The sequence below is a fragment of the Promicromonospora sp. NPDC059942 genome (genome assembly GCF_042731755.1).
Lineage (GTDB): Bacteria > Actinomycetota > Actinomycetes > Actinomycetales > Cellulomonadaceae > Promicromonospora.
In genome coordinates this window covers 87,279-109,398 of sequence record NZ_JBHWLR010000007.1, presented here as the reverse complement: position 1 = coordinate 109,398, position 22,120 = coordinate 87,279, and the positions used below count along the sequence as shown (strand labels likewise).

Here is a 22,120-nt window from a genome sequence, read left to right as displayed (position 1 = left end):
CGTCGACAAAAACAGGTCGCGATCGTCATCGGGAATACCGCACGATGATCCGGCGTCGTTAGACGTAGGTCGTGTGCAATGTCGCCCTCGATCTCGGCCCGCGTTCCGTACCGAGAGGGCATACCCCATGACGACCGAAATTCTTGACACTGCTGATCCGCTGGACGACCGTCCGGCCACCCGACCGCCGTCGGGCAGCGTCGACGCACCTGCGCCCGCACCGGCGCGCGCCGACAAGCTCGCCCCCGGCCACTTCCGTGCCATCGCGCTGCTGATGGCGAGCGCCTTCACCGTGATCCTCAACGAGACGACCATGTCGGTGGCGCTGCCGCCGATCATGGACGAGCTGGGCGTGACCCCGACGGTCGGCCAGTGGCTCACCACGGCGTTCCTGCTGACGATGGCGGTCGTCATCCCGGCGACCGGGTTCCTCATCAACCGGCTCGGCACGCGCGGCGCGTACCTGCTGGCGATGTCCCTGTTCACCGCGGGCACCGCCCTGGCGATGATCGCGCCGGGGTTCGGGGTCCTGGTGACGGGCCGCGTGGTGCAGGCGACCGGCACGGCCATCATGATGCCGCTGCTGATGACCACGATCATGACCATCGTGCCCCCGCACATGCGCGGCCGGGTCATGGGTAACGTCGGTCTGGTCATCGCGGCAGCTCCCGCGCTCGGCCCCACGCTGTCCGGCGCGATCCTGGAGCCGCTCGGCTGGCGCGGCGTGTTCGGCGTCGTCCTGCCGATCTCGGTGCTGGCACTGGTCGCCGGCGTGCTCTGGATCCGCGACGTCAACGAGAAGGAGCACCACACGCTCGACCCCCTGTCCCTCCTGCTCACGCTCGTCGCATTCGGCGGTCTGGTGTGGGGCCTGTCCGGGCTGGGTGAGGGCGCGCACGCGAGCAGCGGCACGCTGAACCCGTGGATCCCGCTGGGTGCGGGTCTGGTGTTCCTCGGTCTGTTCGTCTGGCGGCAGATCGTGCGGCAGCGGACCGACTCGGCGCTGCTGGACCTGCGGACCTTCCTCGAGCCCAACTTCCGGGTGGCGATCGGCATCATGGCGGTCGCGATGCTCGCGATGCTCGGCACCCTGATCGTCCTGCCGCTGGTGCTGCAGGAGGCCATGGGCCTGACGCCGCTCCAGTCCGGGCTGATCGTGCTGCCCGGCGCGCTCGCGATGGGCCTCCTGGGCCCGGTCGTCGGCCGGTGGTACGACCGGGTCGGACCGCGTCCGATCCTCGTGCCCGGCACGGTGCTCGTGACCCTCGGCATCGGCATGCTCGCGTTCCTGCACCCCGGCATCTCGCCGTTCTACGTGCTCGCCGCGCACATCCTGCTGAGCCTGGGCCTGGCCGCGGTGTTCACGCCGCTGTTCAGCGCGGCGCTCGGCGTGCTCAAGCCGCACCAGTACTCGCACGGCTCGGCCACGATCAACACGGTGCAGCAGGTCGCGGGTGCCGCGGGCATCGCGCTGTTCATCGCGATCATGACGCTCCGCTCCGACACGCTGACCGCCGCCGGGGAGTCCGCCGCCGACGCGCTGACGTCAGGTGCGAGCCTGGCGTTCGGGATCGGCGCCGGGGTGATGGCGCTGACCATCGCTCTGGCCGCGCTGATCAAGCGGCCCGAGACCGACGGCGAGTTCCACGGCGGGCACTGACCCGTACGGAAGGTACTGAACCGATCGGCCGGTCGGAAGCATGACGAGGGCGGGAATCCATCCGGGTTCCCGCCCTCGTCGCGTCCGGCGGCCGGGCGCCCGAGGCCCCGAGGCCCCGAGGCCCCGAGGCGCGGGGTGCACCCGATCGGCTCCTGCCGGCCCTGCTGTACTTCGTCCGGGCCTGACGCGTCATCTCCGGCTGTACCGGACTGTTCAGCGCAGGTGAATCAACCGGTCCCGTGCCGAACGAAGTTCAGCAGGACTGGCACCCCCCGGCGAAGTACGACCCCTGCCGAAGGGCGGAACCCGTCAACGATCAAGGAGGCGCCCGAGCAGACCCTTGCGACGCGGGCGCTCCGCTTCCTCCGCGGACTCCGGCGACTTCGGACGCTCCGGAAGGTCGGCCCCCTCCGGGCGCGTCAGTCGCGTGACCTCGATCAGAGCCTGACCGCGCAGCTCCAGCAGGCGGTTCGCCACCGCGATCGCCTCGGACAGGGCCGGCGGGTTCGCGCGGTCAGGCACGAGCCCGGCAGCCTTCAGGCCGGTCGGCACGGTTCCGGCGTCGAGCCGCTCGGCCCATGCTGCCGGCTCGAGGTTCAGGAACTCGGTGTCCGACGACGAGCGCGGGCCGGCCTTGTTGCCGTCCGGCCCGTCCGGCCCGTCCGCCGTCCGGCCGGAGCCCGCTCGACCGGAGCCGTCCGGAACGGCGTCGCCGGCCCCGGACACTCGCTTCACGAGCAGGGCCGCGAGACTCTCCGCCCGGTAGGCCGCCCCGGCATGCTGCTCATGGTCGAGCAGCACGATCTGGCCCACGTGCCCGTTCGGCCCGGGCGCGAGGTCGGCGGCGTAGACGTTCCCGGCGCCGTCGGTCCCCACGGGGAACCAGAGCGGCGACCCGATCGCCGCCTGCACCCGGCCCGCCGGGTCGGTCGGGGCGAGCGTGTCGGCGTCCGCGCTCCAGGTGTCGAAGCGGGCCGCGGGCAGGAACGCCTCACGGAGAAAGCTCCCGCGCAGCGGCACGATCTCGAACCCCGCGAACCGGCCCTCCTCCTCCGCGAGCTCCAGGTTGCCCGCCGCCGCCGCACCGTAGAACGCCCGCACCTCGTCGGGCAGCCGCGAGCCGGCGGGAAGCTCGGCCTCGGCCTCGTCGATCTCCGCGGGCGGCGCCCCGACGGCGTCCGGCATCCGTTCCGCGACCAGCCGGGCCACGGCGTCGGGATCGGCCGATGCCGCCGGTGCGCCGTCCGGCGGCGGCGCGATCGTCGCCTCGTACTGCGCGGGGAGCGCACCGGGCTCCAGCACCACCTCGAGCACCGGCGTGACCGGCCCCGGCACGACCGCGGGCGGGAGCGTGACGAGCTCGACCGCGTCGTCGCCGGGCCGGGCGCCGGCGACGACGCGGACGACCTGCTCGGTGTCGGGCAGCAGGCCGGCGATCGCGTTCAGCGCGTCGTCGAGCTCGGCCTTGGGCCCGCGCCCACCGGTCCGGGCGGCCTCCCGCGCGGCCTCGCGGTAATGCGCACGGCGGGCGTCGGCGTCGCCGTCGTCCAGGTAGGAACCGTCCCACGCGCCGCGACCGACCGTGCCGGCGAACTCGCTGACGTCCGTCCCGGGCGGTGCCGACCTGCGCAACGCGTCGACGAACGGTTCCCAGGTCTGCCACTCGGTGAGGCTCACGATCCACATGATGCCTGCTCCTGCTGGGCGTGTCGGCTCGACGTTCCGTAGACTCCAGCCATGGCCGAGGTGAGGGTCTTTGCCGGTACCGGTGGTCAGCGTTTCGCTCGGGAGATGTGTGCCGATCTCGACGTCCCGCTGAGCCCGATCAACATCCAGCGCTTCGCGAACGACTGCCTGCAGGTCCAGCTCCTGGAGAACTGCCGCGAGCGCGACGTCTATCTCGTGCAGCCCGTGGTGCGTCCCGCCCAGGAGAGCCTGATGGAGCTCCTGCTGATGATCGACGCCGCCAAGGGCGCGTCGGCCGCCCGGATCACCGCCGTCATGCCGCACTTCGCGTACGCGCGCTCGGACAAGAAGGACGCGCCGCGCATCTCGGTCGGCGGCCGCCTCGTCGCGGACCTGCTGGAGACGGCGGGCGTGAACCGCATCCTCACGATGACGCTGCACGCACCGCAGGTGCACGCGTTCTTCCGGGTGCCGACCGACCAGCTCAACGCGCTGCGGGAGCTCGCGGCGCACTTCCTGCCGAGCGACCTCTCGAAGGCGACGGTGGTCTCCCCCGACCTGGGCAACGCGAAGAGCGCTTCGGCGTTCGCGAAGATGCTCGGGGTCCCGGTCGCGGCGGCCGCGAAGGAGCGGTTCGACGGCGACCGGGTCGAGATCACGTCACTGATCGGCGACGTCACCGGCCGCGACATCATCGTGCTCGACGACGAGATCGCCAACGGGTCCACGATCCTGGCGATCCTCGATCTGCTCCGTGAGCACGGCGCGCGCAGCGTCCGGATCGCGTGCACGCACGGCATCTTCGCCAACGACGCCGCACACCGCATCGCGGCCGACCCCGACGTCGTCGAGATCGTCACCACCAACACGGTGCCGTCGACCGGGCTGCTGGCGCACGACAAGCTGTCCGTGATCAGCGTCGCCCCGGCCTTCGCCGAGGCGGTTCGCCGGATCCACAGCGGCGAGTCGGTCAGCGCCCTCTTCGACCCGACCCACGTCTAGGCCCGCTCGGCCCACCACTTCTTGAGCTCCTCGGCCGCGACGTCCTCGCCCAGCGGTCCGCGCTCCATGCGCAGGCCCAACAGGTACTTGTAGGCCTCGCCGACGGCGCGCGACGGCGAGATGCCGAGGATCTCCATGATCTGGGTCCCGTCGAGGTCCGGCCGGATCGCGTCGATCTCCTCCTGCTCGCGCAGCACCGCGATGCGGTTCTCCAGGTCGGTGTACGCGTCGGACAGGCGCTTGGCCTTGCGCTTGTTGCGCGTGGTCGAGTCGGCGCGGGTGAGGCGGTGCAGCCGCTCGAGGAGCGGGCCGGCGTCGGTCACGTACCGCCGGACGGCGGAGTCGGTCCACGCGCCGTCGCCGTACCCGTGGAACCGCAGGTGCAGCTCGACGAGCCGCGACACGTCCTTCACCACCTGCTTCTCGTACTTGAGCGCGCGGAGCCGCTTGGTGGTGAGCTTGGCGCCGACCACCTCGTGGTGGTGGAAGCTCACGCCGCCGCCGGACTCGAAGCGGCGCGTGGCCGGCTTGCCGATGTCGTGCAGCAGGGCGGCGAGGCGAAGCACCAGGTCCGGCGCGGGCACCGCGCCGTCCGCTCCGGTCTCCTGCGCGATCGCCTGGTCGAGAACGGTGAGCGAGTGCTGGTAGACGTCCTTGTGCCGGTGGTGCTCGTCGATCTCGAGCTGGAGGGCCGGCAGCTCGGGCAGCACCTGCTCGGCGAGGCCGGTGTCGACCAGCACCTCGAGGCCCGCGCGCGGGTTGTCGCTGAGGATCAGCTTGGTGATCTCCGCCTGGACCCGCTCCGCCGAGACGATCTCGATCCGCTCGGCCATCGCGACCAGCGCGGCGAGCGTCCCTGGTTCCACGTGAAACGAGAGCTGGGCCGCGAACCGCGCGGCGCGCATCATGCGCAGCGGGTCGTCGTCGAACGAGCGCTCGGGCGCGATCGGGGTACGGAGCACCCCGGCGGCGAGGTCACCCAGCCCGTTGTACGGGTCGACGAAGGTCAGGTCGGGCACGCGGACCGCCATCGCGTTGACGGTGAAGTCACGCCGGGACAGGTCGCCGTCGAGGTTGTCGCCGAACTCCACGAGCGGCTTGCGGGACGCCGGGTCGTACTTGTCGGTGCGGTACGTCGTCACCTCGACCACGACGTCGCCCCGGCGCGCGCCGATCGTGCCGAACTCCTTGCCGATGTCCCAGTGCGCGTCGCCCCACCGGGCGAGGATCCGCTGCGTCTGGTCGGGCGAGGCCGACGTCGCGAAGTCGAGGTCGTTGCTCGTCCTGCCGAGGAAGGCGTCGCGGACCGGACCGCCCACGAGCGACAGCTCGTGCCCGGCGGCACGGAACTGCTCGCCCAGCTCGAGCGCGGCGGGCGCCATCTCGGTCAGCACGCCGAGCGCACGACGCAACAGATCCTGTTCAGGGGTAGACACAGCCCAAGATTCTCCCAGACCCGGCGCGGCCTTACTCACCGAGGCGCACGGGCACCCGCGAGGCCCGCGCGAGACCCGGGCGAAGCCCGCGCGCGGGCCCACCGCACCCTCATGCGGACAAGGTGCGGACGTGCCGGGGCGACCCGGTGCCCGAAACCGCCCGCGCACCGCGCCTGACCAGATCAACGGTGGTCAGTCGGTAGTGTTGGGGCATGTCCACCCCTGTTCCGGCGAGCGACCGTCCAGACGGTCGCCCGGAGGTGCCCACGCCGCCCGGCGGGGCGCCGCTGCGGGTGAATCCTGCCCGGCGTGCCGCCGCGACGACCGCCCCGGTACATCTGCCGATCGTGGACGAGACGTCGGCCGGCGGGCTAGTCCTGCGCGCCGAGTCCGACCGGCCCGAGGAGTTCAGCGCGGCGGTGCTGCTGCGCCGCAACCGCACGGGCCGCCTGGAGTGGTGCCTCCCCAAGGGGCACCTCGAGGGCCGCGAGACGCCGCAGGAGGCCGCGATCCGCGAGATCCGCGAGGAGACCGGGATCCGCGGCTCGATCCAGGCCGAGCTCGGCGTGATCGACTACTGGTTCACCGGTGAGGACCGGCGGGTGCACAAGGTGGTGCACCATTACCTCTTGCGCGCGGAAGGCGGTCACCTGACCGTGGAGAACGATCCGGACGGCGAAGCCGAGGACGCTCTCTGGGTCAGGGTCGACGAGCTCGCCGAGCGTTTGTCGTACCCGAACGAGCAGCGACTGGCCGCGGCCGCCCTGGATCTCCTCGTCTCGTCGAGGAACCTCCGGGACGCACTGCGCGCCGACGCCTTCCCCACGGAGCGCCCAGACCTGCCATGACGCAGCACGCCGACTTCTCCCGCAGTCCCGCCCGCAACCGGGCGGCCCGCCGTACCGGCGCGCTCGGCGCCGTGCTCCTGGCGGGCGCGCTGCTCGTCGGGTCCGCGCTGCCCGCGGCCTGGGCCACCGGTCCGGCGGCGGCCCGCACCACCGCGGACGCCGCCGTCACCCAGCCGCTCGCCACGACTTCCGCCGCCGCCGGCTCGCTCGACGTCGCGGTCACCGACATCTCGCACCCCGTCTCGCACCCGGGGGACGAGGTGACCATCCGCGCGAAGGTCACCAATACGAGCGACGCCCCGGTGTCCGACGCGGTGGCCCAGCTCACCATCGACTACGTGGCGATCACCACGCGCACCGAGATCGAGGAGTGGGTCACGGCAGACCTGCTCGACCAGGTCCGGGGCAAGCCCATCTCGAAGACGATCGGCGATCTCGCGCCGGGCGCGTCCAAGAACGTCTCGTTCACCTACGACCCGGGCGCCGAGACCTTCAAGGGCTTCGGCGCGCGCAGACTCGCCGTCGCCGCCGGCGACGCCACGGGTCGCCTCGGCATCGCGCGTACGTTCCTCGTGTACGACGCCGACGGCCTGGAGCGCGAGCCCATGCAGGTCAGCGTCCTGGCCGCGGTCACGAGCCCCGCCGTCGACCCGGCCGACCCGACCACCACGGAGCTGGAGCTGGCCCAGCAGGCCGCCTCCGGCCAGCGGCTCGACGGCGTGCTGGAGGTCGCGGAGAACACCAAGCTGTCGTTGGCGATCGACCCCGACACCATCGGCGTGGCCGCGGCGTCGGACGACCCGGCGCTCATCGAGTGGTCCGAGCGCATGACGGCGGCCGCCGCGAGCACCGCCACGTACGCCCTCCCCAGCCACGACCCCGACCTCGCGGCGCTCGCCCACGCGAACGTGCGCACCACGGGCGCGCGCAGCTTCCTCCAGGCGCCCCGCAAGGGGAACTGGGAGGTTCCGGAGTCGTGGCAGAAGAACATCGCCTGGCCCGCGGACGGCGTCGTGCCCGACGTCGCGACCGTCGGCCTCGGGGTCGCCGCGAAGCGCGGGCACCTCGTGGTCGGCAGCGGCGGGCTCGCCTACGAGGGCGCCGGCACCGTGACCGGCCGAGCGGACGTCCGCACGCCGTCCGGCACGGCACGCGCGGTGGTGGCCGACACCGACCTCACGCGGGCCTTCCTCGCCGCCACCGACCTGTCGGCCGCGGTCGACGTGACGTCCACGGAGAGCTCCGCCTCGACGAATGCCGCCACCACCGCGTCCACCCCGACCGAGGGCGCGCAGCGCCTCCTCGCCGAGACCGCCGCCGTCGTCACCCAGACGCCGGCCGACCCGCCGTCGCTGACCATCGTCGCGCCGCGGACCTGGACGCCCGACGCCGAGGGCGCGAGCAAGATCCTGAACGAGCTCGACGAGGCGGGCTGGGTCGACGTCACGACCATCGACACGCTGTTCGCGCAGGACGCCCCGGACGTCTCCCGCACCGCCCTCTCCAAGCGCACCGTGGCCAAGGCCGAGCTCGGCGCGACGAACGTCGCGGCCCTGGAGCGCGCGCGCGACGCCGTCGTCACGTTCTCGTCGGTCGCCGTCGACCACTCCTCCCAGATCTGGCGTCCGGGCGTGACCCGCCTGATCGCCCCGCTCGCCGTCGCGCACCGCGCCGACACCGGGCTCCGGGAGGCGCTCGTCAAGCAGACGCTGGAGGCGTCGAACGCGCTCACGCAGCAGTCCGTGTCCGTGGTGCCGCGCCAGGACGTCAACTTCATCACGGACAAGGGCAACATCCCGGTGCGCGTGCGCAACACGCTCGGCGTGGACGCGACGGTCACGGTGGTGCTGCGCCCCGACCACCCGCGCCTGACCGTCGACGCACGCAGCACCGAGGTCATCCCCGCGGGCCAGGAGATCGACGTGCAGGTGCCCGTGCGGGCCATCGGCTCGGGCGACGTCGGCGTGACCGCCCAGGTGCTCACCCCGACCGGCGCCAAGATCAGCGACGACTCGTCGTTCCAGGTCCGCGTCCGCGCGGGCTGGGAAGAGCTCGGCACCTGGATCGCCGCCGGCCTCGTCGCGCTGCTGTTCCTGTCCGGGATCTGGCGCACCGTGCGTCGCGGCCGTTCCCCGTACCGTGCCACCAGCAAGGACGTCGAGGAGGCGACCGGTGTGGCCGCCGAGGCGCCGGAGCCGGCCGCAGCGGCGAAAGCGGACTCCGTGGCCGCCCGGGCAGAGTAGTGTTTCGGCCGCCGCACACGTCTGTCGAACAGCGCCGGGCAGGGGCCCAGACCACGGGAGTAGTCGCTTGACCCAGGAGAACGCCGTGACCGCACCGACCGACCCCGCGTCGGATCCCAGCGCCGAGGCCGCGGGCGGGCCGAGTTCGCCCGCGGCGCCGCCGTCGTCGACCAGCAGCCTGGGACGCAACTCGATCGTGATGGCGGCCGGCACGGCCGCGTCCCGTCTCGGTGGCCTGGTCCGCAACATGATGCTGGTGGCCGCGATCGGCTCCGTGGGCTCGGTCGCGAACGCGTTCGACGTCGCGAACAAGCTGCCCAACGTCCTGTTCGCGATCCTGGCGGGCGGCATGCTGAACGCCGTCCTGGTGCCGCAGATCGTCAAGGCGTTCCGCGCGCACAACGCGCAGGAGCGCGTCGACAAGCTGCTCACGATCGCGGCTGTCGGCATCCTGGCCATCACCGCGATCCTCACCGGCGCCGCCGCGTGGGTCGTGATGCTGTACACCGACGGCTGGTCGGCCGAGCAGCTGGCCCTGGGCACCGTCTTCGCCTACTGGTGCATCCCCCAGCTCTTCTTCTACGGCCTGTACACGCTGCTCGGCCAGGTGCTGAACGCCCGCGAGCAGTTCGGCCCCTTCATGTGGGCCCCGGTGGCCAACAACGTGGTCTCCGTCATCGGGTTCGCCGTGTTCCTGGTCGTGTTCGGCGGCGCGCCGGACACCGGCATCAACGACCTCTCCGAATGGGACACCCCGCGCACGATCCTGCTGGCCGGCACGGCCACGCTCGGCATCGTGGCGCAGGCGCTTGTCCTGCTCGTGCCCCTGCTGCGGTCCGGCTTCCGCTGGAACCTCCGCCTGGGCCTGCGGGGCATCGGCCTCCGCTCGGCCGGGGCCGTCGCCCTGTGGACGTTCGCGGCCGTGGTCCTGGAGCAGGCCGGCGTGCTGTACCTGACCCGGGTCGCGTCCGCGGCCGGGGCCGCGGCCGAGGCCGGCGCCGCGGGGGTCTCCGCGGACCTGGTCGCCAGCAACGGTGCCTACACCCAGGCGCTCCTGATCTACCTGCTGCCCCACTCCCTCGTGACGGTCTCCATCGCGACCGCACTGTTCACGGGCATCAGCAAGGCCGCGCAGGCGGGCGACACCGACCGGGTCCGGTCCGACCTGTCCCTGGGGCTGCGCACCATCGGCGTCTTCACCGTGTTCGCCACCGCGGCGCTCGTGGTGCTCGCCGGGCCGGCCACCGCGTTCATCGTCCCGACCGCGGGCGAGACGGGTACGTCGGTCATCGCGCCCGTGCTGGTCGCGCTGTCGTTCGGGCTGGTGCCCCTCGGCGGCATGGCCCTCATGAAGTGGGTCTTCTACGCCTACGAGGACGGCCGCTCCGTCTTCTGGATCACCGTGCCCTCGACGGTCGCCCTCGTGGCCGGCCTGGTCGCGGCGCAGATCTGGCTGCCGATCGAGCTCTGGGTCGTCGCCGCCGGTGGCGCCTACGCCCTGTCGAACTGGATCACGGTGCTCCTGCGCACCGGTGGCCTCAAGCGGAAGCTCGGCGGGCGCCTCGACGGCGGGCGCATCTTCGTGCTGCACGCCAAGGCGGTGCTCGCCGCGGTGGTCGCCGGAGGCGCCGGGTGGGGCGTCTACCAGCTGGTCGGCGGGTTCGACGTCCTCTCCTTCGGCAGCGGCTGGTTGTTCACGATGCTCAGCGGCCTCTGGGTGACGGCGCTCTGCGGCCTGGTGATGCTCGCCGTCTACGTGCTGCTCCTGCGCCTGCTGCGCGTCGAGGAGCTCAACGGGCTGCTCGGTCCAGTCCTCGCGCGCCTGCGGCGCTGATTCGCCCCGCCGTCGTACGGGAAGCGCAGCCCGCGCGTGTGGGCTGCGCTTTCGTACATACGGACGATGCCTCGGCGAGTGGGCAGCGGTTCCGCGTAGCATGGCGACGGTGCGTGACGGTCGTGGTCACGTACCTGCTAATGTCCCCCGACCGAGCGAGGAGGTCCGCGTGAGCACTGTCGAACCTGGCACCGTGCTGGTCGAGAGATACCGGCTGCGCCAGCAGGCGTCCACCGACCTTGCTGCGGCGACCGCCTGGGAGGCGCACGACCTGATCCTGGACCGTGAGGTCCGCGTCACCCTCGTGACCGGGCCTTATACCGGTGACGCCCTGGACTCCGCCCGGCGCGCGGCACTCGTGACGGACCCCCGTCTGGTCCGCGTGCTCGACGCCGGATCCGACGCCGACGGCCGCAAGTACGTGGTGACCGAGCCCTACACCGGCACCACGCTGACCCAGATCATCTCGAGCGGCCTCGTGGACGAGCAGCAGGCCCGCGCGATCGTCGGTGAGGCGGCCGGCGCCCTCGCCGTCGCGCACGCCCGCGGCGTGCACCACGCCGCGCTCCGCCCGGAAGCCGTGCGGGTCGACGGTCACCAGGTCCGCGTGACGGGCCTCGGGCTGGACGGCGGGCTCGCCTCGGGCGACACGCTCAACGTCAAGCCGGCGGAGCTCGACGCCCAGGGCCTCGTCGCTCTCCTCTACTACGCGATGACGGCGCGCTGGCCCGGCCAGGACCTCGAGGCCGACTGGATCGCGAAGGACACCCTGATCCCGCTGCCCGCGCAGCTCGACGACTCCGGCGCCGTGGCGCCTCTTTCCAGCTTGGTCCCGCACGTGGACACCGAGATCGACGGCCTGGTGGCCCGGACGTTCGACACGTCCGGCGGCACCGACGGGCCGAAGAACCCCGACGACGTGACCGCGGCTCTCCAGCCGTGGGGAGAGGTTTCCGTAGTGGCATCGCTGCCTGGATTCGTGCAGCCCGAGCCGGAGGAGCCGCGGCGGCAGTCCATCGCCGACGCCTTCGGAGGCGAAGGAGCTCCGCCCGCGCGGCGCCCCGTCACCGGCCGGATCGCACGTACCGACGAGACAATGGCCATGGGGGCGGGCGGCAACGTGCCCGCCGGCTATCCCGAGCCCCAGAACGACTACACCTACGAACCGCAGACCTACGGGCAGCACGCGCCCGTGCCGCCCCCGCCGCCCGAGGCGGCGCCGGCCGGCTACCCGCCGGTGGGCTACGACCAGTACGGCCAGCCCGTCGACCAGTACGGCCAGCCGGCCGCACAGGCCCAGCCCGGCTACGACCAGGCGCAGTACGCGCAGCAGCAGCCGCAGCAGTACCCCCCGCAGTCCTACGCGCCGGGCGGCTACGACCCCAACGCCGGCGGCTACTACGAGCAGGACGGCGGGTTCGCCACCCAGCCCGCGCCCAAGCGCGGCGGGGTCAACCCGACGCCGATCGTGCTCGGCCTCGTCGGTGTGGCAGTCGTGGCGGGGCTCATCTGGGCCATCAACGCCGTCCTCTCGCCGACCCCGGACGTGATCGCCGACGCGCCCCCGTCGGCGACGGCCTCCGCGTCCGCCGGTGCGGACGGAGGCAGCACCGAGCCGTCGGCGCCCACCGAGACCGAGGCCCGTCCGGTGATCGACTCCGGGACGCTCCTGGGCGAGCTCGACTGGGAGGGCAGCACGCTCGACCACCCCGAGGCGGTCGAGCGTGCCTTCGACACCGACCCGGCCACGTTCTACTTCACGACCACCTACCAGCGGGCGGCGTTCGGCGGGTTCAAGGACTTCCTGGGCATGGAGCTGCGGCTCCGCGAGCCGGCGTCCGTCTCCAAGATCGAGCTGCTCACCAACACCCCTGGCGGCAAGGTGCAGATCCTCAAGGGCGGCGAGGGCGGCGAGGTGCTCGCCGAGGGCACGTTCGCGGAGACCACCACCTTTGAGCTGCCGGAGCCCGTCGTGAGCGACTCGTTCACGATCTGGGTCACCGAGCTGCCGCAGGTCTCGGACGGCTTCCGGCTCGAGCTGAGCGAGGTCGTGCTGAGCTGACCGTCGTCGCCGGCCCTCACGGCCGCCGGCGCTCACGACCAGTCCGGAACACCGGCGGGTACGAACCACATCATGTCGATGGTTCGTTCCCGCCGGTGTTCTTTCGTGACAGGATCGGCTCGGATACCGAACGCATCGACGGATGTCGATGTTGTGTGGCGAGATTCACGTCCACGACCGAGCCCCAGGGGACCAGGGCTGGAACACTGGGACCCGCTCGCGTGTTGTTGCGTGTGCCCATGGAACTCGAGGAGAACACCTTGACCGAACAGACCACCGCTCCGGCCGCCGGCACCACCGACGCCCCCGTGCTCGACGTCGTCATCATCGGGTCCGGTCCCGCGGGATACACCGCGGCCATCTACGCGGCTCGTGCCGGCTTCGCGCCCGTGGTCATCGCGGGTTCGGTCACCGCGGGCGGCGCCCTCATGAACACCACCGAGGTCGAGAACTTCCCCGGCTTCCCCGCCGGCATCCAGGGTCCTGACCTGATGGACGCCATGCGGGAGCAGGCGGAGAAGTTCGGCGCCAAGGTCATCTGGGACGACGCGGAGCAGGTCGAGCTGACCGGCGACATCAAGACGATCGTGACGGGCGGCGGCGACACCTACCGCGCCCGCTCCGTGATCCTGTCGACGGGCTCGGCGTACCGCGAGCTGGGGCTGCCCGACGAGAAGCGGCTCTCCGGCCGCGGTGTCTCGTGGTGCGCCACCTGTGACGGCTTCTTCTTCCGCGACCAGGACATCGCCGTCGTCGGCGGCGGCGACTCCGCGATGGAGGAGGCGACGTTCCTGACCCGGTTCGCCTCGAAGGTGACCGTCGTGCACCGCCGCGACGACCTGCGCGCCTCGAAGATCATGGCGGAGCGCGCCACCGCGGACCCGAAGATCGAGTTCGCGTGGAACAGCGAGATCGCCGGCATCACGGGTGACAGCAAGGTCTCCGGCCTCAGCCTGCGTGACACCGTCACCGGCGAGATCCGGGATCTGGACGCGACCGGCCTGTTCGTCGCGATCGGTCACGAGCCCCGCACCGACCTGGTCAAGGGCCAGGTCGACCTCGACGAGAACGGCTACATCCTCGTGGAGGGCCGGAGCACCCGCACCAACCTTCCTGGCGTCTTCGCCTGCGGCGACGCCGTCGACCACACCTACCGCCAGGCGATCACGGCCGCCGGCTCGGGCTGCTCCGCGGCGCTCGACGCCCAGGCGTTCCTCGACTCGCTGAACGACTGATCTCCGGCCGGCTGCCACCGGCCGCGCCCCACTGGGCCCCCTGCGGGGCCATGAACAAGGAGATGCTGGATGAGCACCATCAAGGTCACCGACGACACCTTCAAGAGCGAGGTCCTCGACTCTGACATTCCCGTCTTCGTGGACTTCTGGGCTACCTGGTGCGGCCCGTGCCGCATGGTGGCGCCCATCCTCGAGGAGCTGTCCGACGAGTACGAGGGCAAGATCAAGATCGTCAAGATCGACACCGACGAGAACCGGCAGACCGCCATGGACTACGGCATCGTCTCGATCCCGACGCTCAACGTCTACAAGGGCGGCGAGGTCGTGAAGTCGATCATCGGCGCCCGTCCGAAGCGCGCGCTGACCGAGGAGATCGACGAGGTCCTCGCGGGCTGACCTGCCTCCCTGCCGCGTGATCGAGCGCGTGTCCGGCCCACCCTCACCGGGTGCGGCACCGGGCACGCGCTCTTCGTTCGCCCTGGTCCGGGCACTTGTCCGGGGAGCGGCCGCGGCACGAGAGCCGCGTAGTCTCACCGTTTCGCTACGAACGGGTACTGGGTCGAGCACACGGTGCGTGCGAGACTGGCGTGCGTGAACGAGCTTCCCGAGACTGCCGGTAACCGCCTCGACCCGTGGTTCGGTTCGTACGCGGCGCGAGCGCACGGCATGCGCGCCTCGGAGATCCGAGCGCTCTTCTCGGTGGCCAACCGCCCCGAGGTCGTGTCGCTGGCGGGCGGGATGCCGTACCTGGAAGGCCTGCCGCTCGACGTCATCGCCGACGCGATGCAGCGCCTCATCGCCACCAAGGGCACGACGGCGCTCCAGTACGGCTCGGGCCAGGGCGAGGAGGTGCTCCGCGAGCACATCACCCAGGTCGTCGCGCTCGAGGGCGTCTCCGCCCATCCCGACGACGTCGTGGTGACCACCGGCTCGCAGTCCGCGCTCGACCTCGTGACCCGCATCTTCGTGGACCCGGGCGACGTGGTCCTCGCGGAGGCGCCGTCGTACGTGGGTGCGCTGGGGGTCTTCCGGTCCTACCAGGCCGACGTCGTCCAGGTGCCGCTCGACGCCGACGGCCTGGTCCCGGCGGCGCTCGACGCCACGCTGACCCGCCTGGCGGCCGAGGGCCGGCGCGTGAAGTTCCTCTACACCGTCCCGACCTTCCAGAACCCGGCCGGCGTCTCGCTCTCGGTCGAGCGGCGCCCCCAGGTCCTGGAGATCTGCCGGCGGCACGGCGTGCTCGTGGTGGAGGACAACCCGTACGGGCTGCTCGGGTTCGACACCGAGCCGATGCCCGCGCTGCGCTCCTACGACACCGACGGCGTGCTGTACCTCGGCTCGTTCTCCAAGACCTTCGCCCCCGGCTACCGCGTCGGCTTCGTCATCGCGCCGCACGCGGTGCGCGACAAGCTCGTGCTCGCCAGCGAGTCCGCGGTCCTGTCGCCGTCGAACGCCTCCCAGCTCGCCGTGGCGACGTACCTGGAGACGTGCGACTGGAAGGCCCAGATCAAGGCGTACCGCGAGACCTACCGCGAGCGGCGCGACGCCCTCGTGGGGGCGCTCGGCGAGTACCTGCCCCGCGCGTCGTGGAACGTGCCGCACGGCGGTTTCTTCGTGTGGGTGCGGCTGCCGGAGGGCCTCGACGCGCGGGCGATGCTGCCCCGTGCGGTCACCGCCCGCGTCGCGTACGTCCCGGGCACGGCCTTCTACTACGACGGCAGCGGCTCCGACCACATGCGCCTGTCGTTCTGCTTCCCCACCCCGGAGCGCATCCGGGAGGGTGTGCGACGGCTGGCCGGCGTTGTCAACGGTGAGTCCGAGCTGGTGCAGATCTTCGGCACCTCCGCGCAGCCCGGCACGGACACGGACGACGTCGAGGGCCCCGCCCCCGACCTGGCGTGAGCCCCTCCCCTCGACGGACGCGCAGGTCACCCCGGTGATCCGCGGGTCTGACACGATGGCAGCTGACCGTTCTCCATCTCGACCGAGTGAGCCCTCGATGACCAGTCCCGCCCCCGTCCCGACCGAGCCGGCCGCGCCAGGCGCTCCCCTCGACCCCTCGCCGCACGACGGCGGGCGCCGCTCGCCCCTGGTGGTCGTCCTCGCCGGTGGCCTGTCGCACGAGCGGGACGTCTCGCTGCGGTCCGGGCGCCGGGTCGCCGAGGCGTTGCGCTCCACCGGCCTGGAGGTCCTGGTGCACGACGTCGACGCCGACCTCCTGTCGTTCCTCCGCACGACCAGGCCCGACGTCGTCTGGCCGCTGCTGCACGGCGCCTCCGGTGAGGACGGTTCCGTCCGCGACGTGCTCGACATGGCCGGCCTGCCCTACGTGGGCACGGGCCCGCGCGCGAGCCGCGTCGTCTGGAACAAGCCGATCTCCAAGGCCGCGCTGCTCGACGCCGGGCTCGCGACGCCCGACTACGTGACGCTCCCCCAGAGCCTGTTCCGGGACCTCGGCGCGCAGCCGGTGCTCGACACGATCCTGCGGCGCATCGGCCTCCCCCTGGTGGTCAAGCCCACGGAAGGCGGCTCCGCGCTCGGCGTCACGGTCGTGACCCGCGCCGAGGACCTGCCCCGGGCGATGGTGGAGTGCTTCGCGTACGGCGAGACGGCGCTGGTCGAGCGGGCGATCGACGGTGTGGAGCTCGCGGTCAGCGTGATCGAGGGCGCCGACGGTCCCGAAGCCCTTCCCGCGGTGGAGATCGTGGCCGACGGCGGGTACGACTACGCCGCACGCTACGTGGCCGGCGAGACCGAGTTCTTCGCGCCCGCCCGGCTCACCCCGCAGCAGGCCGACCTGGTGTCGGACGTCGCCGTGCGCGCACATCGCGCACTGCACCTGCGGCATCTCTCGCGCACCGACATGATTCTCGACCGCTCAGGCACGGCGCACGTGCTCGAGGTGAACGTCGCGCCAGGTATGACAGAGATGTCGCTTCTGCCCCAGGCGGTTGCCGCGAGCGGGCACAACCTGTCGACGCTGTACCGGGCGATCATCGACACGGCGCTGGTGTCCGCGCGGTAGCAGATCGCTCGCGTTCGCCCCGGCCTGCCGAGGCGCGACGGTAGGACCCGGCACAAAGGCTCAGGGCCGGCATCCCTCGTGGGTGCCGGCCCTGAGCCCTGCGCCTGTCCGCGGACGTGCGCGTCAGTCCTCGGACGGCGGCCGCAGCAGGCCGCGCTCCTCGGGTGCCATGACGTTGAGGATGCGGTTGAGGTCCTCGACCGAGGCGAACTCGACGGTCATGCGGCCCTTGTTCTTGCCGAGCGCCACCTTGACCCGCGTCTCGAAACGGTCGGAGAGCCGGGTCGCCAGCTCGTCGACCGCCTCGCTGCGCGTACCGGCCCGCGGCGCCTTGCGCGCCTTGGAGCCGTTGCCGTCGGACTCCGTGAGCATCACGATCTCCTCGGTCGCCCGGACCGAGAGACCTTCCGACACGATGCGCTGCGCGAGGCGCTCGATCTCCGCGCCGTCGCTCAGACCGAGCAGGGCGCGCGCGTGGCCGGCCGAGAGCACGCCGGCGGCGACACGGCGCTGCACCAGCGGAGGTAGCCGCAGCAGGCGGAGGGTGTTGGAGATCTGCGGACGACTGCGCGCGATCCGGTTCGCCAGCTCCTCGTGCGTGCAGTCGAAGTCGTCGAGCAGCTGACGGTACGCGGCAGCCTCCTCGAGCGGGTTCAGGTTCGAGCGGTGCAGGTTCTCCAGCAGCGCGTCCCGGAGCATGTCGCCGTCGTCGGTCTCGCGAACGATCGCCGGGATGGTCTCCAGCTCGGCGGCCTGTGTTGCGCGCCAGCGCCGCTCGCCCATGATGAGCTCGTACTCGCCCGGGTGGTCCTTGTCCGGACGGACGACGATCGGCTGGAGGACGCCGATCTCCTTGATCGAGTCGACCAGCTCGTCGAGGTCGCCCTCGTCGAAGACCGTGCGCGGCTGCCAGGTGTTCGGCCGGATGGCGGTGACCGGCAGCTCCGCGAACCGCGCGCCGGGCACGGGGACAAGGTCCGGTGTTTCACGTGAAACAGCTTCGGGTGCGCTCTCCTCCCGACTGAAGAACGCATCGTCCAGGGCCGACGCCCCCGTGCCTTCGCTCGCCTCGTTGGCGACGGACAGCCGGCCACTGGCGATCGCGGAGTCCCACTTCACCGTGCTGGGCCGCGGCCCGGTGTTCTTGGGGGCGGCCTTCTTCTCCGTGACCTGCTCGGGAGTCCGCTCCGCGACCGTGTCCGCGGAGACGGCGCCTGCGGGCACCTCGTCCGTCGGAGTCTCGGCAGTAGTGGGCCGCTCCTCGACGACGGTTGCGACCGAGCCGCCCAGCACGCTGTCCGCGCCGTCCGACTCTCCAGCTGCGGAAGCCCGCTCGTCCAGCTCCGGACCCGTCGGGATCAGGGCGCCCAGGCCCCGCCCGAGCCCGCGTCGCTTCGCAGTCATCGTGTCTCCTCGTAGGTTCCGGTCCAGCGCTGAGCGCGGACGGGCTTCATCTCAAACACGGGATGCAACGCGTCCCGTTCATCACTGCCGACCATCAGTCCTGCGCTCCGACCGACTCCGTCTTCATCGCGCGACGCGGGCTCGATCCGCCCTGCCCACGCTCGGCCAGCTCTCGGGACGACTGAAGATACGCGAGTGCCCCCGTGGATGTCGCGTCGTAGGTCATCACCGTCTGGCCGTAGCTCGGCGCCTCGGAGATCCGGACCGAACGCGGGATCGTGGTCTTGAACGTCTCCGCGGGAAAGTGCGACCGCACCTCCCCCGCCACCTGCTGCGCCAGGTTGGTCCGGCCGTCGTACATCGTCAACAGGATGGACGAGACCCGGAGCTCCGGGTTGAGGTGGGAGCGGATCAGGTCGATCGTCTTGAGCAGCTGGCTCAGACCCTCGAGCGCGTAGTACTCGCACTGCACGGGGATGAAGACCTCGCGGCCTGCGACGAACGCGTTCACGGTAAGGAGGCCGAGGCTGGGCGGGCAGTCGATGAGCACGTAGTCGATGCGCTCCTCCCCTGCGGCGACCCGGTCGGCCAGGTACTTGTCGAGCGCCTTACGGAGTCGCGTTTCACGTGAAACAAGGGAGATCAGCTCGATCTCAGAGCCCGACAGATCGATCGTCGCGGGGACACCCCAGAGGTTGGGGATGTCCGGGCACTGCTGGATCGTGTTCGCCAGGGGCTCGCCCTCGACGAGGATCTCGTAGACGGAGGGCGTTCCCGCCCGGTGCTCGATCCCGAGCGCCGTCGAGGCATTGCCCTGGGGGTCGTTGTCGATCACGAGGACATTGAGGCCGGATTGCGCGAGCCCGGCCGCGATGTTGACCGTGGTGGTCGTCTTGCCGACGCCACCCTTCTGGTTGGCGACCGTGATGATGCGGGTCTTCGGCGGGCGCGGGAACTTCCGCCCCTGGAGTTCGATGCGTCGGCGAGCGTCCATTGCGAGCTCGGCGGCGACAGGAGTCGTCTCGTCAACGGCCGGGACGGTCGCGATGAGGGCCGATCGCCGCTCGTCATCGCCACCGTGCGGGCCGCCCGTGGGCTGCTGAGTGCCATTGGGCGTCTGCACGGACCCGGTCGTTTCACGTGAAACACCGGGAGCGGAGAGGCTCTGCACAGGAATCGGATCCGTCACGCGGACACTGTAATCGCTGGCCCCCGCTTCTGGCTTGGCCTCCGGGACGGTTTCTCCGTCGAAATGTGTGAATTCGGCGTCGACGAAGTCGACCATTTCGTCCTCGAACGTCATCGTCGCGGAGCCGATCACCGCGGGAGCGGCGTTCACCGCCGCGTCGAGTGCCTCACTTGCCCGCTTGATCGCATCTGCCGGGATCGGACGTCGCGAGGGCAGCTCCTCCATCAGATCCGGGTCGTCAGCCACCGCTTCTGACGGGGACGGCACCTCGACCCGATCCGGCACCGGCTCCAGCACTTCCGTCATCTCGTCGATCTCCAGAACCTCTGCCACCTGCGTGGCCTCGTCGTCGTCGGCCGTGGCCGACCTCGTCACGGACTCGATCAGCTGGCTGAGCTCAGCCACGTTCTTCCCCTCGGGGTCCGGCTTGTCCTGGCCCCACACCTCGTCACGCGGACGACCGGTCACGATCTCGGCCGGCGGCGGGGCCATGTCCTCGGACGACGGCACGCTCGCGCGCTCCGCCGAACCCTCCGACAGTTCCTGCGCCTGCGCCTCACCCAGACTCTCCAGGGAAGGCGCCGCGGGCGTCGACGCGTCGATCCCCTCATGGGCCGGCTCAACGGCGGTGTCGCCGTGCTTCTCCTCGTGGGCCGACGCGCTCGAGATGTCGGACGGAACACCGTCGCTCACCATCGCGGTGGCCGAGACGGCCACCGCGACGTGTGCCTGTGCCGTTACCTCAGCCTGTGCCTCGATCTTGGTGGGCTGGGTGCTGCTCCTGGCATCGCTCAGAGCATCACCACCCCCGGCGCGGAGCGGGACGGCGCTTCCGGCGCCGTCCGGGGCGGCACGGAACTGGGCGTCATTTCCGGCGCCGTCCGGGGCGGCACCGGACGGGGTGTCGTCAGGAGCGTCGCTCGCGGCCCCGTTGAGGACGGCGGCAGCGGGCGATCCCTCCGGGGACTCGTCCGCGACCTGGCCTGGCCGTTCTCCCGCAGCGACCACTCCGACTGCCGTCGCGCCCTCGGCCGGGGATTCCGCCGACGGTGTGCTGGGTGCCGGCGCCTCGTCCGGCTCGACCTCCTCCGGCTGCCCATCGGTCGGCCCCTCCGCGGAGGGCACCACCGATGGCGCCTCTCGCGACGCGGAGTCCACCGGTGGGGCATCGTGAGCCGCCGCTACCGGTTCCGAAGCGGACGAGTCGGACGTATCTGCCTTCGCGGCGGACGCCGCCAGAGCCGCAGCCGCCGCCGCTCGCTTGGACTTTCGTCTGAAGAAGCACACCCGTGTAACGCTACGGTCGGGCGCCTGTTCGGGCGTGCCGAAACGCCGTCGCGGAGGCGATCAGATCCTCCTCGACCGGCCGAGGCGCGCCGGGTGCGCGACGTCAGGTGGGAACACAGCCGCCCGGGAGGCGTAAGTCGACCACCGCTCCCTCTCCGCACCGCCGATCCACGCCCCCGCAGAACGCTACCGCTCGGTTTCACGTGAAACGCCTCTGCCTTCTCAAGGGGCCTTCTCGCGAGGAGCCAAGCGATCAACCGAACGCAACGCGCGCTCGGCTCCGTTTCACACCTGCTTCGTGTTTCACGTGAAACGGACCTCACCCGGATGCCTCGCCGCCCAGGCCCGGACCGGCCGACTGGCAGCCCGTACACCTCCGGCCCCTGACCTCGGCTCGCCGTTTCCTCACGGTCGGCAGAGCGCAGGCTCGACCCACCTGAACCGAACGGGAGCGAGGTTCAGCAGAGCTCGGCACGGACCGGACCCAACTCCAAGAATGCCGCTGCCTCCGGTCAACACCCACGCCAGTCCGTCGCCGCTATGTCAGAACTGGTATGCCCAGACCCGTCGCGTCTCCACCTATCCTCAAATCGCCCAGGTACGTCTGACTCCACGCAGGGAGGCGTCTTGTCCAGACCCATCACCCGAGCCACCGCACTGATCACCGCGTTCACAGCAGCGCTCGTGCTCGCCTTCGCGGCCCCCGCCAGCGCCGCGACGTTCCTTACTCACGCACAGGCAACCGCCCAGCTCAGCGCGGCCGGCATCTCCTGGACGTCGAGCGGCGGATGCAGCAATCGCAACGTCGCCACCTGCACGTCCTTCGACCAGGTGCGGCAGACCACGATCGACGGAATCAAGACGCTCCGCTCAGCAAGCGGATGTGCCATCACGATCACCGGCGGCACCGAGACCGGACACTCCAGCGGTACCTACAGCCACTGGAACGGCTACAAGCTCGACACCCGGCAGAGCACCTGCATCGACAGCTACATCAGCAACAACTTCACGTACGTCGGGTACATCTCCGGCTGGGGCTACCAGTACCGCTCCGGCGCCGGGAACCTCTACACCGACGAGGGCAACCACTGGGACATCCTCTACTACAACTGCGGCGGCTGCTGAGAGCGGCAAGCCGTCCCGCCCGCTCAGCACGAGGCCATCCGAGAACCAGGAACGGGAGCGATCGCCCAAGGCGACCGCTCCCGT

The 22,120-nt window shown here is 71.3% G+C and carries 15 protein-coding genes; 11 read left to right on the top strand and 4 right to left on the bottom strand.

What is annotated here, in order from left to right; genetic code table 11:
- Positions 1-127 precede the first annotated feature (127 nt).
- On the top strand, positions 128-1,660 hold the full coding sequence (locus ACFV9Q_RS13375; RefSeq protein ID WP_377234807.1) for an MDR family MFS transporter: 1,533 nt from the start codon (positions 128-130) through the stop codon (positions 1,658-1,660).
- A gap of 309 nt (positions 1,661-1,969) precedes the next feature.
- Here ACFV9Q_RS13375 and ACFV9Q_RS13370 read toward each other — a convergent pair whose 3' ends face one another.
- Entirely contained in the window at positions 1,970-3,337 is a 1,368-nt protein-coding gene (locus tag ACFV9Q_RS13370) for an SMI1/KNR4 family protein (RefSeq protein WP_377234806.1), read from the bottom strand.
- Between the two features lie 60 nt (positions 3,338-3,397).
- On the opposite strand from ACFV9Q_RS13370, the gene ACFV9Q_RS13365 reads away from it, so the two are divergent.
- The gene (locus ACFV9Q_RS13365) at positions 3,398-4,348 is read left to right on the top strand and encodes a ribose-phosphate diphosphokinase (RefSeq protein ID WP_377227364.1); all 951 of its coding nucleotides are present in this window, start codon (positions 3,398-3,400) and stop codon (positions 4,346-4,348) included.
- On the opposite strand, the gene ACFV9Q_RS13360 is transcribed toward ACFV9Q_RS13365, so the two are convergent.
- Positions 4,345-5,784, bottom strand: a complete 1,440-nt coding sequence (locus tag ACFV9Q_RS13360) for a CCA tRNA nucleotidyltransferase (RefSeq protein WP_377234805.1) — start codon at positions 5,782-5,784, stop codon at positions 4,345-4,347. The two genes, ACFV9Q_RS13365 and ACFV9Q_RS13360, sit on opposite strands and share 4 nt — an antisense overlap.
- 212 nt (positions 5,785-5,996) lie before the next feature.
- On the opposite strand from ACFV9Q_RS13360, the gene ACFV9Q_RS13355 reads away from it, so the two are divergent.
- From ACFV9Q_RS13355 to ACFV9Q_RS13320, 8 genes are all read left to right on the top strand, one after another.
- Positions 5,997-6,632, top strand: a complete 636-nt coding sequence (locus ACFV9Q_RS13355; RefSeq protein WP_377227366.1) for an NUDIX hydrolase — start codon at positions 5,997-5,999, stop codon at positions 6,630-6,632.
- Positions 6,629-8,875 (top strand): DUF6049 family protein, encoded by a 2,247-nt coding sequence (locus ACFV9Q_RS13350; protein ID WP_377234804.1) that lies wholly within the window; start codon positions 6,629-6,631, stop codon positions 8,873-8,875. Before ACFV9Q_RS13355 ends, ACFV9Q_RS13350 begins: the two co-directional genes overlap by 4 nt.
- An 85-nt stretch (positions 8,876-8,960) precedes the next feature.
- Positions 8,961-10,709, top strand: coding sequence for a murein biosynthesis integral membrane protein MurJ (murJ, locus tag ACFV9Q_RS13345; protein ID WP_377234803.1), 1,749 nt, complete (start codon positions 8,961-8,963; stop codon positions 10,707-10,709).
- A 169-nt stretch (positions 10,710-10,878) separates the two neighbouring features.
- Positions 10,879-12,771: a hypothetical protein gene (locus ACFV9Q_RS13340; RefSeq protein ID WP_377234802.1), complete on the top strand. Its 1,893-nt coding sequence runs from the start codon at positions 10,879-10,881 to the stop codon at positions 12,769-12,771.
- Positions 12,772-13,010: 239 nt separating this feature from the next.
- Positions 13,011-14,006, top strand: a complete 996-nt coding sequence (trxB, locus tag ACFV9Q_RS13335) for a thioredoxin-disulfide reductase (RefSeq protein ID WP_377234801.1) — start codon at positions 13,011-13,013, stop codon at positions 14,004-14,006.
- Between the two features lie 69 nt (positions 14,007-14,075).
- Positions 14,076-14,402, top strand: a complete 327-nt coding sequence (gene trxA, locus ACFV9Q_RS13330) for a thioredoxin (RefSeq protein ID WP_377227371.1) — start codon at positions 14,076-14,078, stop codon at positions 14,400-14,402.
- A gap of 270 nt (positions 14,403-14,672) precedes the next feature.
- Positions 14,673-15,908 carry a PLP-dependent aminotransferase family protein gene (locus ACFV9Q_RS13325; protein WP_377234955.1) on the top strand — a complete coding sequence of 412 codons (1,236 nt, stop codon included), beginning with the start codon at positions 14,673-14,675 and terminating at the stop codon, positions 15,906-15,908.
- 97 nt (positions 15,909-16,005) lie between these two features.
- Positions 16,006-17,031 (top strand): D-alanine--D-alanine ligase, encoded by a 1,026-nt coding sequence (locus tag ACFV9Q_RS13320; protein ID WP_377234800.1) that lies wholly within the window; start codon positions 16,006-16,008, stop codon positions 17,029-17,031.
- 123 nt (positions 17,032-17,154) lie between these two features.
- Here ACFV9Q_RS13320 and ACFV9Q_RS13315 read toward each other — a convergent pair whose 3' ends face one another.
- Together ACFV9Q_RS13315 and ACFV9Q_RS13310 are read right to left on the bottom strand one after the other, a co-directional pair.
- The gene (locus tag ACFV9Q_RS13315; RefSeq protein ID WP_377234799.1) at positions 17,155-18,435 is read right to left on the bottom strand and encodes a ParB/RepB/Spo0J family partition protein; all 1,281 of its coding nucleotides are present in this window, start codon (positions 18,433-18,435) and stop codon (positions 17,155-17,157) included.
- Positions 18,436-18,529: 94 nt separating this feature from the next.
- Entirely contained in the window at positions 18,530-20,752 is a 2,223-nt protein-coding gene (locus ACFV9Q_RS13310; RefSeq protein ID WP_377234798.1) for an AAA family ATPase, read from the bottom strand.
- A 786-nt stretch (positions 20,753-21,538) separates the two neighbouring features.
- Between ACFV9Q_RS13310 and ACFV9Q_RS13305 the strand changes: the two genes are divergently transcribed.
- Positions 21,539-22,036 (top strand): hypothetical protein, encoded by a 498-nt coding sequence (locus ACFV9Q_RS13305; RefSeq protein WP_377234797.1) that lies wholly within the window; start codon positions 21,539-21,541, stop codon positions 22,034-22,036.
- Positions 22,037-22,120: the final 84 nt, after the last annotated feature.